13 protein-coding genes are annotated in these 14318 nt (G+C 67.5%); 8 read left to right on the plus strand and 5 right to left on the minus strand.

Annotation, left to right across the window (positions count from 1 at the left end; all coding sequences use genetic code 11):
- Nucleotides 1–11 precede the first annotated feature (11 nt).
- Complete coding sequence (locus QZM15_RS17610; protein WP_226221644.1) at nt 12–1544, minus strand: helix-turn-helix transcriptional regulator; 1533 nt, start codon at nt 1542–1544, stop codon at nt 12–14.
- Between the two features lie 398 nt (nt 1545–1942).
- Between QZM15_RS17610 and QZM15_RS17615 the strand changes: the two genes are divergently transcribed.
- The 3 genes from QZM15_RS17615 (at nt 1943) to QZM15_RS17625 (ending at nt 2792) form a co-directional block, all read left to right on the plus strand.
- Complete coding sequence (locus tag QZM15_RS17615) at nt 1943–2107, plus strand: hypothetical protein (RefSeq protein ID WP_180278224.1); 165 nt, start codon at nt 1943–1945, stop codon at nt 2105–2107.
- A gap of 83 nt (nt 2108–2190) precedes the next feature.
- Complete coding sequence (locus QZM15_RS17620) at nt 2191–2541, plus strand: BON domain-containing protein (protein WP_059579819.1); 351 nt, start codon at nt 2191–2193, stop codon at nt 2539–2541.
- 53 nt (nt 2542–2594) lie between these two features.
- Nucleotides 2595–2792 (plus strand): CsbD family protein, encoded by a 198-nt coding sequence (locus QZM15_RS17625; protein WP_059579817.1) that lies wholly within the window; start codon nt 2595–2597, stop codon nt 2790–2792.
- A 239-nt stretch (nt 2793–3031) separates the two neighbouring features.
- On the opposite strand, the gene QZM15_RS17630 is transcribed toward QZM15_RS17625, so the two are convergent.
- Nucleotides 3032–4060, minus strand: a complete 1029-nt coding sequence (locus tag QZM15_RS17630; RefSeq protein WP_275906002.1) for a DUF1338 domain-containing protein — start codon at nt 4058–4060, stop codon at nt 3032–3034.
- Between the two features lie 223 nt (nt 4061–4283).
- On the opposite strand from QZM15_RS17630, the gene QZM15_RS17635 reads away from it, so the two are divergent.
- The gene (locus tag QZM15_RS17635; RefSeq protein WP_060315994.1) at nt 4284–5231 is read left to right on the plus strand and encodes a LysR family transcriptional regulator; all 948 of its coding nucleotides are present in this window, start codon (nt 4284–4286) and stop codon (nt 5229–5231) included.
- Nucleotides 5232–5250: 19 nt separating this feature from the next.
- On the opposite strand, the gene QZM15_RS17640 is transcribed toward QZM15_RS17635, so the two are convergent.
- Both QZM15_RS17640 and QZM15_RS17645 read right to left on the minus strand, forming a co-directional pair.
- Nucleotides 5251–5742: a hypothetical protein gene (locus QZM15_RS17640; protein ID WP_302106905.1), complete on the minus strand. Its 492-nt coding sequence runs from the start codon at nt 5740–5742 to the stop codon at nt 5251–5253.
- Nucleotides 5743–5801: 59 nt separating this feature from the next.
- Nucleotides 5802–7931: a TonB-dependent siderophore receptor gene (locus tag QZM15_RS17645; RefSeq protein ID WP_059579808.1), complete on the minus strand. Its 2130-nt coding sequence runs from the start codon at nt 7929–7931 to the stop codon at nt 5802–5804.
- Between the two features lie 805 nt (nt 7932–8736).
- Between QZM15_RS17645 and QZM15_RS17650 the strand changes: the two genes are divergently transcribed.
- Nucleotides 8737–10365, plus strand: coding sequence for an NADP-dependent glyceraldehyde-3-phosphate dehydrogenase (locus QZM15_RS17650; RefSeq protein WP_059579806.1), 1629 nt, complete (start codon nt 8737–8739; stop codon nt 10363–10365).
- A 71-nt stretch (nt 10366–10436) separates the two neighbouring features.
- Here the strand turns inward: QZM15_RS17650 and QZM15_RS17655 are convergent, their stop codons facing one another.
- Nucleotides 10437–11069 carry a LysE family translocator gene (locus tag QZM15_RS17655; protein ID WP_059579804.1) on the minus strand — a complete coding sequence of 211 codons (633 nt, stop codon included), beginning with the start codon at nt 11067–11069 and terminating at the stop codon, nt 10437–10439.
- Nucleotides 11070–11657: 588 nt separating this feature from the next.
- Between QZM15_RS17655 and QZM15_RS17660 the strand changes: the two genes are divergently transcribed.
- The 3 genes from QZM15_RS17660 (at nt 11658) to QZM15_RS17670 (ending at nt 14304) form a co-directional block, all read left to right on the plus strand.
- A complete protein-coding gene (locus QZM15_RS17660) occupies nt 11658–11981 on the plus strand; it encodes a hypothetical protein (RefSeq protein WP_034205546.1) in 324 nt (107 codons plus the stop codon).
- A gap of 124 nt (nt 11982–12105) precedes the next feature.
- Complete coding sequence (locus QZM15_RS17665) at nt 12106–12591, plus strand: hypothetical protein (protein ID WP_059579802.1); 486 nt, start codon at nt 12106–12108, stop codon at nt 12589–12591.
- A gap of 243 nt (nt 12592–12834) precedes the next feature.
- Complete coding sequence (locus QZM15_RS17670) at nt 12835–14304, plus strand: PepSY domain-containing protein (protein ID WP_302106906.1); 1470 nt, start codon at nt 12835–12837, stop codon at nt 14302–14304.
- Nucleotides 14305–14318 lie beyond the last annotated feature (14 nt).

Below are 14318 nucleotides of genomic sequence, written 5' to 3' on the forward strand. Positions count from 1 at the left end.
CACCGATCCCGTCAGTCCGTGCCTTTCGCGCCGCCCTTGTCGGCGCGCGCGCCGTTCGTTTCGGCCGCGCCGACGATCCCCCGCTCGCGCGCCCAGACGATCGCCTCGGCGCGGCTGTGCACGTCGAGCTTCGCGTAGATCGTCGCGACGTGATTGCGCACGGTGTTCGGCGCCAGCCCGAGGCGGCCGGCGATCTCCTTGTCGGCGAGGCCGTGGCACAGCAGGTCGAACACGTCGCGCTCGCGCGCGGTCAGGTCGGACAGTTGGGCGCCCGCATCGGGCGCGTTCGCGCGCCGCACGTTCGCGAGCTTCTCGATCAGCGTGCGGCTGAACCACGACGCGTCCTGCATCGCGGTCTCGATCGCATAGACGAGCTCCATCTCCGTGCGCTTGCGGTCGCTGATGTCCAGCAGCGCGACGAGCAGGCAGTCGCGCCCGTGAATCGCGACGGGGTCGGCCGACACGACGCAATCGCGCACGTCGCCGTCGCGCGTGCGGATCTGCACGTCCACGTTGCGCACGTGGCCGTCGCGCGCGAGCCGGCCTTCGATCCGCGACCACGCGCCGCGTTCGGCCCACAGCCCGATCTCGTCCGCGGATTTGCCGAGCAGGTCGGCCTGCGCGTGGCCCGTCATCGCGGCAAACGCATCGTTCACGTCGAGCAGCTCGAAACGGTCGGCCGTGACGATCGCGGTCGCGACCGGCGCCATCCGGAAGGCCGTCGCGAAGCGTTCCTCGCTTTGCATCAGCGCGCGCTCGGCCTGCTTGCGCGGCTCGAGATCCATGAACGTGAACAGCATGCACGCCTCGCCGTTCATGTCGATCGGCTGCCCGGCGACGACCACCGCCTTGGTGCTGCCGTCGGCAAGTTTGAGCACGGCTTCCATCTGCGGGATGGTCGCGCCTTCGCCGAGCCGCTCGATCGCCAGCTCGCGCCGCTCGGCCTGATCCAGCACGTCGACCTCGTACACCGAGCGGCCGAGCACGTCGTCGCGCGCGTGGCCCGTCATGTCGAGAAAGCCCTGGTTGACCTTCACGTAACGCAAGTCGTCGAGCCGGCAGATCACGGCCGGCGCCGGATTCGCGTTGAAGGTGCGCTCGAAGCGCTCTTCGGCGCTCGCCCATTCGGTCGCGTCGTGCAGCACCAGCGCGAGGCAATCGGGTTCGCCGGCCGCGTTCGTCAGCACGAGGCTGCGGATGCGGTGCACCCAGCTCACCGACTCGTCGGCGGCCGATTCGACCTCGACCGTCACGTCGCTGAACTCCTCGCCGGCGATCACGCGATCCATCGGATAGTGGCCGTCGCGCACCGGATGGTTGTTCCGGTAGCGCAGCCGGAATCGCTCGCGGTATTCGGTGACGTCCGCGCCGAGCGCCTTAAGCTCGGTCACGCCGTGCATCGCGAGCGCGGCCTCGTTCGCCCAGACGATCCGCTGGTCCGGCTCGATCAGGATCACGCCCTCGGTGAGCCCCGCGATGATCTGGTGCAGCTGGCGCCGGTCGGTATGCGACTTGAGCACCTGTTCGTCTACTGGTTCGTTCATCGAATCGTCGTCCCTGTCGTCAACATGAGCGGTCAACATGCGCGCCGGCCGCGCGGCCGTGGCGGCGGCACCTGCCAGCCGCCGCGTGCGGCGATGATCGTGTGCCGGGCAACGGCGCGACAGGCGCGGACGCACTACCCCGAATAGTACATTCGCACGCCACCGCCGATCGTGCGGTGCCCCGCCGAACGAGGCGGCGCGGCCTGCGCGCCCGCCACGGCGGGTTGCCCGGGTCGTGGTGCATGTGCCGTTCCCGCCCGTGTGCTCCGTCCCCCGGTGCAAACGCACTAGCCAACCCGGTGAATTTGCGCGATGTCCGCTCGCGTTCGCGTCGGTACGCTGGTACTGCATCGGCGCTCATGCGCTGCCCTTTCATACCGCAGAGGGAGGACACCAGGATGGAATTGCATCAGACACCCGATCCGACGCGGCCCGAGCCGGCCCCGGACAACCCGCCCGAACCGGCGCCGGGCACCGATCCGCCGGTGCCGCTGCCGCCCGACGTGCCGCGCCCGGACATGCCGCCGCGCGAGCCCGGTTACGACACGCCGATCGCGCGATAAGCCGCGCGATGCGCCGGAATGCACGGGAACGATCCGTGCTCGCCCACCGATTGATTCAACCCGCCAATCGAAGGAGGACATCAATGAACAAGACCTCGCACCTTTCGACCCTGCTCGCCGTCAGCGCGGCGTTCCTGCTTTCCGCGGCCCCGCTCACGAACGCGCATGCCCAGGCATCGTCGACCGACAGCGGCATGGCGACCGAATCGAACCAGCCTGTCACCGACACGTGGATCACGACCAAGGTAAAGAGTGAACTCGCGACCACCAAGGGCGTGGAAAGCACTGACATCAGCGTGAAGACGGTGGACGGCGTCGTCACGCTGACGGGTGTGCTGCAGACGAAGACCGCCGTGAAGAAGGCCATCGCCGTCACCCGCGCGATCAAGGGCGTGAAGCACGTCGACGCGTCCGGCCTGAAGGCCAAGGCCTGAGCTACCCCGCGGCCGAGCGCCGCACTTTTCTCCCCTTACGAAAGGAGTACACGATGAACGAGGACAAGATCCAGGGCCAGTGGAAGCAGCTCACCGGCAAGCTGAAGGCCAAGTGGGGCAAGCTGACCGACGACGATCTCGCGGTCGCGGAAGGCAACCGCGACTATCTGGCCGGCAAGATCCAGGAGCGTTACGGGATCGCCCGCGACGAAGCCGAGAAGCAATTGAAGGAATTCGACCGCGAGCTGTAACGCGCCAGTCGTCTCACCCTGCCGCGACGCACGCCGCGTCGCGGCCACGAGGAGGACAACGACATGGGCAAATATCTGATCGCATGGCTGCTCGGCGTACCGATCGGGCTGCTGGTGCTGTTTTATCTGGTCACGCACCTGTTCTGACGCACGCGACGCCCCGTCGACGCAAACGGGCCGGCGGCTGAAACCAGCCGCCGGCCCTTCTGCTTTCCTCCCTGCCGCGCGACGCGAAGCGCTTACTTCGCCGCGTTCGCCGTCATCTTGAAGATGCCCTGCGCGTTGCCCGCATCGAAGCGCAGGTCGGTCACCCAGCGACGCGACGTCTGGTCGAACGTGCGCTTGCGCGTGATGAACTCGTAGAACGAACCGGGCACGTTGCGCTTCACGGTGCCGCCGTCGCGCGTGCGGAACTCGCGCTCGACGGTATCCGCGCGATAGGCCGTCTGGAACACGCGGCCCGAGCGCGAGCGCTCGACTTCCGGCTTCATCGGCCGGCCCTTCGCCTTCTCGTCGTCGGACAGCTTGAACACGTCCGGGACGCGATCGGTCGCGTGATTGAACGCATTGCCCTCGGTCGCGATCCACGCCATTTCCGCCGATTCCATCAGCAGCGTCTCGTAGTCGAGTTCGTTCGGCACGTCGTGCTGGCGCGCGAACGCGCCGACGATCTCCGGCAGCAGCGCGTGCGCGGCTTCCAGCGGCAGCCAGCCTTCGCGCTCGACCTCCCACAGCAGCGCGACGGCCGCCGGCGACAGCGGGTCGCGCGACGAGCTGACCACGTTCGTCACGGCCTGCTGGAATTCCTTCGAAAAGCGCTCCGGATGCAGTTCGCTGACGAAGAACTGCGCGATTTCGTCCGGCGCGTCTTCATGCGCGTACGCGCGGCCCGTCATGCCGAGCTTGTCGAGCGGATAACGGCCGTTCAGCCGGAAGCCGAGCGGACGCAGGATACGCGTGAATGCGGCTTCGCCCGGCGGCAGCGCGCCCGTATGCGGCCAGCGCACCGTGCGTAGCGCGCCGTGGTCGAAATAGACCGAGCCGCCGCTTTCGATCGCGTCGGCCGTGTACGCGCGGCCGTTCGCCGAACGCTCGAGCAGCCCTTCGAACAGCGCCATGTTCATCGCCTGCGCGATTTCCGCGCGCGTCACGACGCCGTCCTCCCACTCCTCGAGGATGGCCGGCATGTTCAGGGTCGAGAACAGGGCGTCGGTCTTCGCCTGTCCCAGCAGCTTCGTCAGCAAGCTGTCGATATTCGGATTGCGCATCGGGATTCTCGTCTCGGGGGACCCGCCGGCAAGCGCGCCGGCCACTCGTCGGCCGGCCGCCCACGGGCGCCTGACCTTGCATGGCAAGCATTATTCAAAGGGTTGCAGCGGCGCGTAAAGCGAGATTAAATTGATATGTGATGAGTTTTTGGAATTATCGATCGTTCTTCGCCGGCATCGCCCCGGTGCCGGGCGGCTCCGTCCATCAGACAAAACGAGCATCATGCGCAAATTCAAGATCCCCAACATGGGTGCGCTCGTGGCCTTCGAAGCCGCTGCCCGCCATGAGAGCTTCACGCACGCGGCCAAGGAGCTGTTCCTGACCGAAAGCGCCGTGTCGCGGCAGATCGCGACGCTCGAAGCGAGCCTCGGCGTGCGGCTGTTCGCGCGCGTGAAGCAGCGCGTCGTGCTGACGCGCGCCGGCAAGCTGTACGGCACGCAGGTGCGGCGCGCGCTGGAGGCGCTCGACCGCGACACGCTGTCGATCATCGCGCACGGCAGCGGCGGCGGCTACCTGGAACTCGCGGTGCTGCCGACCTTCGCGTCGCACTGGCTGATCCCGCGCATCAAGAGCTTCTACGACCGCACGCCCGACGTGCGCGTGAACATGGGCAGCCGCACCGACCTGTTCTCGTTCGAGGACACGCACTTCGAAGCCGCGATCCACTACGGCAAGCCGACCTGGCCCGGCACGTCGTCCGACTACCTGTTCGGCGAGGAAGTCGTGCCGATCTGCTCCCCCGCGCTGCTGAAGGGGCCCGTCGAGCGCGTCGAGGATCTGCTCGCGTATCCGCTGCTGCACTCGACCACGCGCCCCGGCGCGTGGGCGCAGTGGTTCGAGACGCACGGCGTCGAGGACATCCGCACGATGCAGGGCGTGCGCTACGAATTGCATACGATGCTGATCAGCGCGGCGGCGGCCGGGCTCGGCGTCGCGCTCGTGCCGAAGTTCTTCGTCGAGGAACAGTTGCAGCAGCTCGGCCTCGTCGTACCGTGCGATGCGGCCACCGTCGGCGATTCGGCGTACTACCTCGTATATCCGACGGAGTTCAGCCACAGCAAGCCGCTGGAATCGTTTCGCGGGTGGCTGCTCGAACAGGCAAGCGCGTATGCGGCGCCCGAGCGCGACGCGCACGACGCCGACGAGGCGGACGACGAGGACGTCGAGTAAGGGCGCCGCCGCGCCGGCGTCATGGCGCGGTGGCGCCGCAGGCGTGCCGCGCCGGCACGTCGGCTGCCACGACCCTCAGCAGCCGCGCGCGATCGGGCGTTTCCAGCCCCGGGCACGCGGTCTCCAGATCGCGAATCACGAGCGTTGCGCGCCCGTCGAACCGGCATACGCCGCGCGGCTGCGCCGCGGGTAGCCGCAGCCCGCGGGCCGCCTCGCGCTGGTTCGTGAAAACGATCACGCCCGCGCGTTGCGAGCGATCAGGCAAGCGCCGGGCGGACGCATCGTCCTCTTCGAACCACACGTCCGACCCGAGCGATTCGTCGCCGTAGTCGAGCGCGTAGCGCCCCGACAGCGTGATCGTCCGGTCGACATGCATCGCGTGGCACCCCGGCTCGGCATCCGCCGCGATCGTCTGCGCACCGGCCGCGACCGGGCCGCATACCAGCAACGATAGAAACAGCGCGCGGGCGCAGCCGGTCAGGCTCGATACATCGATCGTGTGGCGGATCATGGGCAGTCAGGGGCGCGGGTCGTCGTGACGAAGACCCGCATTGTCGCGCACCGCGTGCGTTACATGTGCCACTTCACCGTGGCGGTCAGCGTGCGCGGATCGCCCGGCATGTTGTACAGGTCCGCGTTGCCGTGCGCGGCGATGAAGTAGCGGCGATTGAACAGGTTGTCGAGCGTGAGCGTCACGTCGACCTTCTTGCTGCGATAGCCGGCGCCCAGGTTGAACACCGTGAACGACGGCAGCGTGACGAGATCGCTCGCCGACGTATAGCGCGCCGACTGGAACTGCATGCCGGCCGCCGCATAGAAGCCGTACGGCAGCTCGCGCTTGAGCCACAGGCTCGCGCTGTGGCGCGGCATCAGCCCCGGCGTGTTGCTCGACAGCGAGAGGCCGGCCGCCGTCGATTGCGCGGAACCGTCCACAGTGCCGTTCAGGTACGCGTAACCCGCATACACCGACCACTTCGGCGCGATCTCGCCGGTGAAGCCGAGCTCCATCCCGCGCACGTGCTGCGTGCCGATCGGCAGCGCATAGCCGGGATTCGCCGGGTCGCCGATCTGCTGGTTGGTCTGGCGCATGTCGAACAGCGCGACGCTGGCCGTCGCCTTGCCGCCAAGGTCGAAGCGCGAGCCGACTTCATACGCGGTGGTCTTCTGCGGTGCGAGCGCGGCGCCGTTCGAGAACGCGCCGGAACTGATCAGCGTGTCGGCCAGCGGCGAGAACGACTGGCTGAACGACCCGTACAGCGTGAGCCAGTCGAGCGGTTCGTAGATCAGGCCGACACGCGGGCTCCACGCGTGATCGGTGCGGTCGAGATTGACGTTCGACGACGTGTAGTCGTGGCGGATCTGGTTCAGGTAGTCGAAGCGCAGGCCGGCGAGCACCTTCCAGTGTTCGGTCAGCGAGATCAGGTCCTGCGCGTACACGCCCGCGAGCCCGACGACGGTCGACGCGTTCGTCTTCGCACGCGCGCCGATCGGCACGCCGGGCAGGACGACCGGCTGCGGATTGAAGAGATCGTAGTTCGCGACCTTCGTCACGCTGTAGATCGTGTCGAACTTCTGCTGCTGCGACAGCTCCAGCCCGTACAGCAGCTCGTGGCGCATGCCGAACAGCGACGTCTTCTGCGTGAGCTCGAACAGCCCGTCGATGCCGTGGTCGGTGCGCTGGCGCGTCGACTGGTCGAGCGTGACGACCGGGTGCGCGGCGGTCTTGATCGGCTCGTACGTCACGTAGTTCTTCCGCTCGAGCGAGAAGTCGTACGCGCGGATCGCGCCGTGAAACGACAGCGAATCGTTGAAGCGGTGATCGAGCGACACCGTCGCGCTTTTCGCGGAGACGTCGTTGTACGAACTGTTCCCGCCGTCGGCCGACCCGTAGTACGTGTTGATCGGCACGTCGACCGGCCGGCCGCGATACGCGGGAATCCCCTGGTCGGACGTGCGGCGGTCGTGCAGGTAGTCGAATTCGACGTTCAGCACCGTGTCGCTGTCGAGCTTGAACTGCGCGGACGGCGCGATCGCCTGCCGGTTGAGCTGGAATTTGTCGCGGAAGCTGTTCGAATTCTCGGCCGCGCCGGTCATGCGAAAGCGCGCCGCGTCGTTCGCGTTCCAGCCGAGGTCGAACTCGCCGCGCCGCTCGCCGCGCGTGCCGAGCGTCACGCCCACGTCGTTCACCGGGTTCGCCTGCGGCCGCTTCAGCACGCGGTTCACGATGCCGCCCGCCGAGCCGCGCCCGTACAGCACGGCCGCCGGCCCCTTCAGCACCTCCACGCGGTCGACGTTCGACAGGTCGCGGTAGTAGAGCGCGTCGTCGCGAATGCCGTCGACGTACTGGTCCGTGATGCTGTTGAAGCCGCGGATCGTGATCTGGTCGCGCTGGCCGTCGCCGACCGAGAAGCCGACGCCCGGCACGTTGCGCAACGCGTCCTGCAGCGACGTCGCGTTCTGATCCTCGATCACCGCGTGCGGCACGACGTTCACGGTCTGCGGCACGTCCATCAGCGACATGTCGGTCTTGGTCGCCGCGCGCGAATGGCCGCCGTCGTACGACGCGTGCTCGGCGGCCGCGTTGACGGAAATCGCGGGCAGTGTCGCCGCGGCGTCGCTCGCCTGCGCAAACGAAGTGCGGGCGCCGGCCAGCGACGTGGCGATCAGAAGCGCATGGCACGCGCTCTTGTTGAGTTTCATCGTGAACGTAGAGGTAGTGAAGAAAGCGACGAACGGGGCACGCCGGCCGCGCACCCGGCACGAAAAAAGCCGTGACGTCCGGTCACGGCTCGTAATGCGGCGAAATAATAAACGAGAATGATTCGTGTTTTTAATTAATTTGCGGCATGTCGCCTGCCCGCAACGCGGACGTGGAGCGCGCTCTGTATTCCTGACGAATACCTTTCCGTTTCAGGCCGTCGAGCGGCTTGATTCGTAACGTAAACGAAAGAATTGAATCGATCGTCTCGTGTGGCGACGATCGGTAAAAGGCGGGATTCGGGATACGGCGATGGAGAAGCTGGAGAGGATCACGAAGGATCGAGACAAGCAGGCGCGACCGATTCAATCGTCCGGTGCGCGCCGGACCGGGCAACCCCGACCCGGCGCTCCGGGCAGCCGACCTCGTATCGGCGGCGCGGCGGATCTTCTTCTGTTCTTCACTGCGTCTGCTCTCAGGTTCACTGCATTTTTTTCCTCACCGCGTCGCGCCATTATCCGCTCAATTCGGCCGAAGTAAAACGTTTGCGATTGCACCCGCACGGCTATGCCGGCGATTCGGAAACAGTCTTTCTAAATACTTACGGTAATTGCGACGTGATTCCGCGTTGTTGCATTCGCTGCGGCGTTCCTTTTAAATGGAACTGGTTCCATTCGCCGGATCGGCCACATTCGCGCGTGACGTGCAGCCGCGTGCGCGTCATGATGCCGATTCAGGATCGAGGATCATTCCGCTCAGGATTCGCATCGCCCGTCCTTCCCGGACACCCCGTCAAACGAGACCGTCATGCCCGATTCCGCCTCCCTGCAGCACCTGTTTCCCGCGTTACAAGAGATTCCCGCCGAATTCCGGCTGGCTTCGCCGATCCACCAGCGCGTGTCGCTCGTCGACGGCGAATTGCGACCGTGGGACGGCGCCACCAAGACCGTGCTGTCGCCGGTATGCGTGCGGCAGGCGGACGGCAGCGTCGAGCAGGTCGAGATCGGCAGCTACCCGGTGATGGGCGAAACGGAAAGCGACGCGGCGCTCGACGCCGCGGTGCGCGCGTACGACGCCGGCCGCGGCGAGTGGCCGACGATGAAGGTCGAGCAGCGCATCGCGTGCATGCAGGACTTCATCAAACGGATGGTCGCGCAGCGCGAACTCGTCGTGAACCTGATCATGTGGGAGATCGGCAAGAGCCTCGCCGATTCGCAGAAGGAGTTCGACCGCACCGTCACCTACATGACGCAGACGATCGACGCGCTGAAGGAGCTCGACAACGCGAACTCGCGCTTCGTGATCGCGGAAGGCACGATCGGCCAGATCCGCCGCACGCCGCTCGGCGTCGTGCTGTGCATGGGCCCGTACAACTATCCGCTGAACGAAACCTTCGCGACGCTGATCCCCGCGCTGCTGATGGGCAACACCGTGGTGTTCAAGCCGCCGCAGTACGGCACGCTGCTGTTCGAACCGCTGCTCGAGGCGTTCCGCGACGCGTTCCCGAAGGGCGTGATCAACACGATCTACGCACCGGGCGCGGTGGTCGTGCCGCACATGCTCGCGTCGGGCAAGATCAACGTGCTCGCGCTGATCGGCTCGAGCAAGGTCGCCGATCACCTGAAGAAGCAGCACCCGAAGTCGCACCGGCTGCGCGCGATCCTCGGCCTCGACGCGAAGAACGCGGCGATCGTGCTGCCCGACGCCGATCTCGACCTCACCGTGAAGGAGTGCCTGCTCGGCGCGCTGTCGTTCAACGGCCAGCGCTGCACCGCGCTGAAGATGCTGCTCGTGCATCGCTCGATCGTCGACGAATTCCTGAAGCGCTTCACCGCCGCGCTCGAACAGCTGAAGATCGGCATGCCGTGGGAAAAGGGCGTCAGCATCACGCCGCTGCCGGGCATGCATCGCACCGCGTACATGACCGACGCGATCGACGACGCGAAGGCGAAAGGCGCGCAGGTCGTCAACCACCAGGGCGGCGAGTTCAGCAAGACGCTGTTCTACCCGGCCGTCGTGTATCCGGTGTCCGAAGGAATGAAGCTGTACCGCGAGGAGCAATTCGGGCCGATCATTCCGGTCGCGCCGTTCGACGACGTCGATACCGCGCTCGACTACGTGACGACGTCGGAGCACGGCCAGCAGGTCAGCATCTTCGGTTCCGATCCGGCGCAGATCGGCGCGCTCGTCGATCCGCTCGTGAACCAGGTGTGCCGCGTGAACATCAACTGTCAGTGCCAGCGCGGGCCCGACGTGTTCCCGTTCGCGGGGCGCAAGGATTCGGCGGAAGGCACGCTGTCGGTGAGCGACGCGCTGCGCGCGTTCTCGATTCGCTCGATGGTCGCGGCGAAGCAGACCGACAGCAGCAAGCAGTTGCTCGACTCGATCGTGTCGGATCACCACTCGAAGTTCATCAATACGGGCTTCATTTTCTGAAGCCGGCTTGATCGATGCCGGAACCTCCGTCGCACGCCGGTGCGGCGCAGGCTCCGGTACACGCTGCACGGCTAAACGTTCGTCGCCAGCAGCCGAACGCCCGCCACGCCGAACACGACGGCCAGACACGCTTCCATCGCACGCCGCCCGCGCACGTACAGCCGGCGCGCACCGTCCATCGAGAACACCAGCGCGTAGCCGCCGAACACCACGCAACCGATCGCGAGGCAGCCCGGCACGACGGCGCCGTGCGCGCCGCCCGCGCCGTTCGACGACAGCGCGACGATCGACACCCACACGAGGATCGCCTTCGGATTGGTCAGGTGCAGCATCGCGCCGCGCACGTAGAAACGCGACAGCCGCTGCTCGCGCGCCGCGTTCGCGGTTGCAGCCGGCGGGCCCGACAGCGCCATGCGCCCCGACTTGAACGCGAGCCACAGCAGGTACAGCCCGCCGAACACCTTGATCGCGACCAGCAGCTTCGACCACGCGAGCAGCGCGGCCGAGACGCCGAGCGCCGCCACCGTTGCCCAGAACATCGACCCCGAAATCACGCCGAGCGCGAACGCGAGCGCCGCCTTGCGGCCCTGGTTCGCGGCGACCGACATGATCGCGAGATTGCTGGGGCCGGGGCTGGCCGTGCCGATGAAATAGGCGGTGTAGGCAAGCAGCAGGTTGGCGGAGAAGAAGGCGTGGGCGTTCATGTCGCACCTCGGGAGATGATCGGGAGATTGTCGGCAAACCCGCACCGTGTGCCCATGGACAATTGCGCGGCGATTCGCTGGGCCAGTTGCGTGACCATGCAACCGATCGCCGCGCGCCGGACCGTCTCTGTTTTGAAACAACCGGCGCATTCGCCGCCGGTTCGCGCGATGCGGCGGCGCGCGCTCCATGCAGCCGTTTCCCGTCGGCGAACGCACGGCGGGCATGGCGAACCGCCCGGCACGCGCCGGGTCGGCCGTTCGCCGGCGCGAATGCGCGACATGCCGGACGCCCGCGTTACGTTACATCCGTGAAGCATTTCGCGTCGTCGAGTCGCTTCGGGCGCCCGACGCTGCCCACCTCCCGCCCGTAGACACCCTCCTCGATCGCCTGCGCGATCCAGTCCCGGCGGGACTCGCCGACCGATGCCGTATCACGGCTCAACATTGCTCAACAATCGTCCGACGGGGCTGGTACGGAATCTGCATTCCGTTCGGGCAGAAGCCGCGCCCCATACCGCGCGGACATGATTCACCCTCGGGCGCTCCACGGATCCGCCCGTACGATATGCACACGCAACGAGGCTCTTCATGGATGCGCAGCCCAACTCGTCCGATTCGTCGTTCCAGCTCTTCCTCGCGAAGGTGCTCGAACAGCCGCTGCCCGACTGGACCGAAAAACAGCAGATGGAACTCGAGATGGCGCGCACGCTGTCGACGCAAATGGTCACGCTCGCCGAAGACATGCGCGGCCGCGCGCCCGATCTCGCACGCTGCCTCGTGCTGCTCCGCTACGCGAAGGTGCTCGACTTCATGCTGACGTCGCTCGCCGCGCACCGCGACATCCATCCGCAGACGCTGCGCACGCTGTTCCGGCTCGCGAACCTGAAGGTCGACGACGCGTATCCGGTGTGAGCGGGCGCAACCGACCGGAGGTCGCGCAGGACCGGCGCGGCCACGCCGGCCATGCGTGATTCGCCCCACGGCACACGCACGGCCCGCCTGCCCCTCCGCGCAAACGGAGGTACAATCGCGCGCCATGAACGCACTTCGCCGCTTCCTGCTCCGGCCAGGCGTCGCGCGACAGTTGCTGTGGGGGTTCCTCCTCGTGACGCTGCTGTCCCGCGCGCTGATGTCGGGCGCCGTGATGCTCGATCCGGACGGTCCGGATGCGGGCTCGGTGGTGCTGTGTTCCGGCCAAGGCCCGCTGATCGTCACGAGCGCCGCGCTGGCCGCCCGCTTCGACGCGAGCGCGCCGATCACGCCGGCCAACGATGCGCGCGCGCTCGTCGACGCGCTCGAGCATGACGCGCACGCCGACAAGGCCGCGCCCTCCGGCCACGGCGACGGCCTGTGCGCATTCGGCGCCGCGCTGTTCACCGCGCTCGCATCGTTCGCGCTGCTGGTGCTGCTGTTCCCCGCGGCGCCGCCGCGGCGCTTCCGCGTTCAATTCGACAGCCTTCCTTTCGTGCGATCGATATTCGACGATCGCCCGCCCTCCCGCGCGCCTCCTCTGTTCTGCTGAACGTTCCGCCCCGTGGCGCGTGCACGTCGACGTGCATGCGCGTTCACGCCGTTCGTTTCACCCGACCTGATTCACGCGTTCACTCGCATGCCCGCCTCGCGCGGGCGGCGCCGCCCCGCGCACCGTTTGCGCGGCGGGCCGCGCCGCCTGCCTGCGGCGATGCACGCACGCGGGTGTGACGCACGTCGACGGCAGCCGGCCCACGCCGCTCCCGCCGCTCGACGAACCCGAGGAGTTCACACCATGTCGACCACCGTCGATCGGGCCATCTCGCCCGCCCGTTCCGCCAGCGCCGGTTACCGGACGCTCTGGCGCTGGCATTTCTATGCCGGCCTGTTCGTGATGCCGTTTCTCGTGATCCTCGCGATCACGGGCACGCTCTATTGCTTCCAGCCGCAGATCGAGCCGCTGCTGTATCCGCACCGGCTGATCGTCGAGCCGCGCGCGACGCCGCGACTCGATGCCGACACGCTGCTCGCCCGCGCCCGCACCGCGATGCCGGCCGGCGCGACGCCGATTTCCGTGCAGGTCGCCACCGCGCCGGATCGCAGCGCCGAGTACGTTTTCCGGCTGCGCGACGGCAGCCGCGAGAGCGTGTACGTGAACCCGTACGACGGCAGCGTGCTCGGCACGCTCAGCGTCGAGAACCGCTTCATGCAGGTCGACCGGATGCTGCATCGCAAGCTGCTGCTCGGCAAGACCGGCGAGTTGCTGCTGGAACTCGCCGCCTGCTGGACCTTCGTGATGATCGGCACCGGCATCGCGCTGTGGTGGCCGCGCGGCGCGGCACGCGTCGGGCGCGCGCTGCGGCCCGACCTGTCGCTGCGCGGCCGGCCGCTGTGGAAGAACCTTCACGCGACGGCCGGTATCTGGCTCGCGGCCGGCACGATCGCGTTCATCCTGTCCGGGCTGCCGTGGTCGGGCTCGTGGGGCAAGAACTTCAAGGCGCTCGCCGCGACCGTGAACCTCGGCGCGCCGGAAGGCGCGTGGGGCGGTGCGTCGGTACGCTCGACGCGCCCCGGCGCCGCAGCGACGCCCGAGACTGCGCGTGCGCAGGCGGCCGCGCCGTCCGGCCATCACCACGATTCCGGCGAAGCGATGCCGGGAATGGTGATGGACGACCTGCCGTTGCCGCAGACGCCGTGGGCCGTCGGCAACGTGCCCGTGCCGCATTCGCCGTCCGCGCCGACGCCCGCGCCGCTGCCGCTGGCCCGCGCGATCGCGATCGTCGCCGGGCTCGGCGTGACGAGCGGCTACACGCTCGCGCTGCCGTCCGGCGCGGACGGCGTGTTCACCGCGTCGTACTTTCCGGCCGACCCGAAGGCCGAACGCACGATCTACGTCGACCAGTACAGCGGCGCCGTCTTGAAGGACATCCGCTATGACGACTACGGCGCGGTATCGCGAGCCGTGTCGTACGGCACGTCGCTGCACATGGGCCGATATTTCGGGCTCGCGAACCAGATCATCTGCGCGGTGCTGTCGCTCGGGCTGGCCGCGATGGCCGTCACGGGTACCGTGATGTGGTGGAAGCGCCGCCCGGCCGGGACGCTGGGCGCACCGTCGCGCGAACGCGGCACGCCGCCGATGCGCGGCTGGATCGCCGGGCTCGTGCTGCTCGGCATCGTCTTCCCGTTGATGGGGCTGACGATCGTCGCGGTCTGGTTGATCGATCGGCTGCTGTTCGGCCGCGCGGCTGCCGCCGCGGCGTGATCGATGCAAGCGCT

This window comes from Burkholderia sp. AU44665, from assembly GCF_030504405.1.
Classification (GTDB): Bacteria; Pseudomonadota; Gammaproteobacteria; order Burkholderiales; family Burkholderiaceae; genus Burkholderia; species Burkholderia semiarida.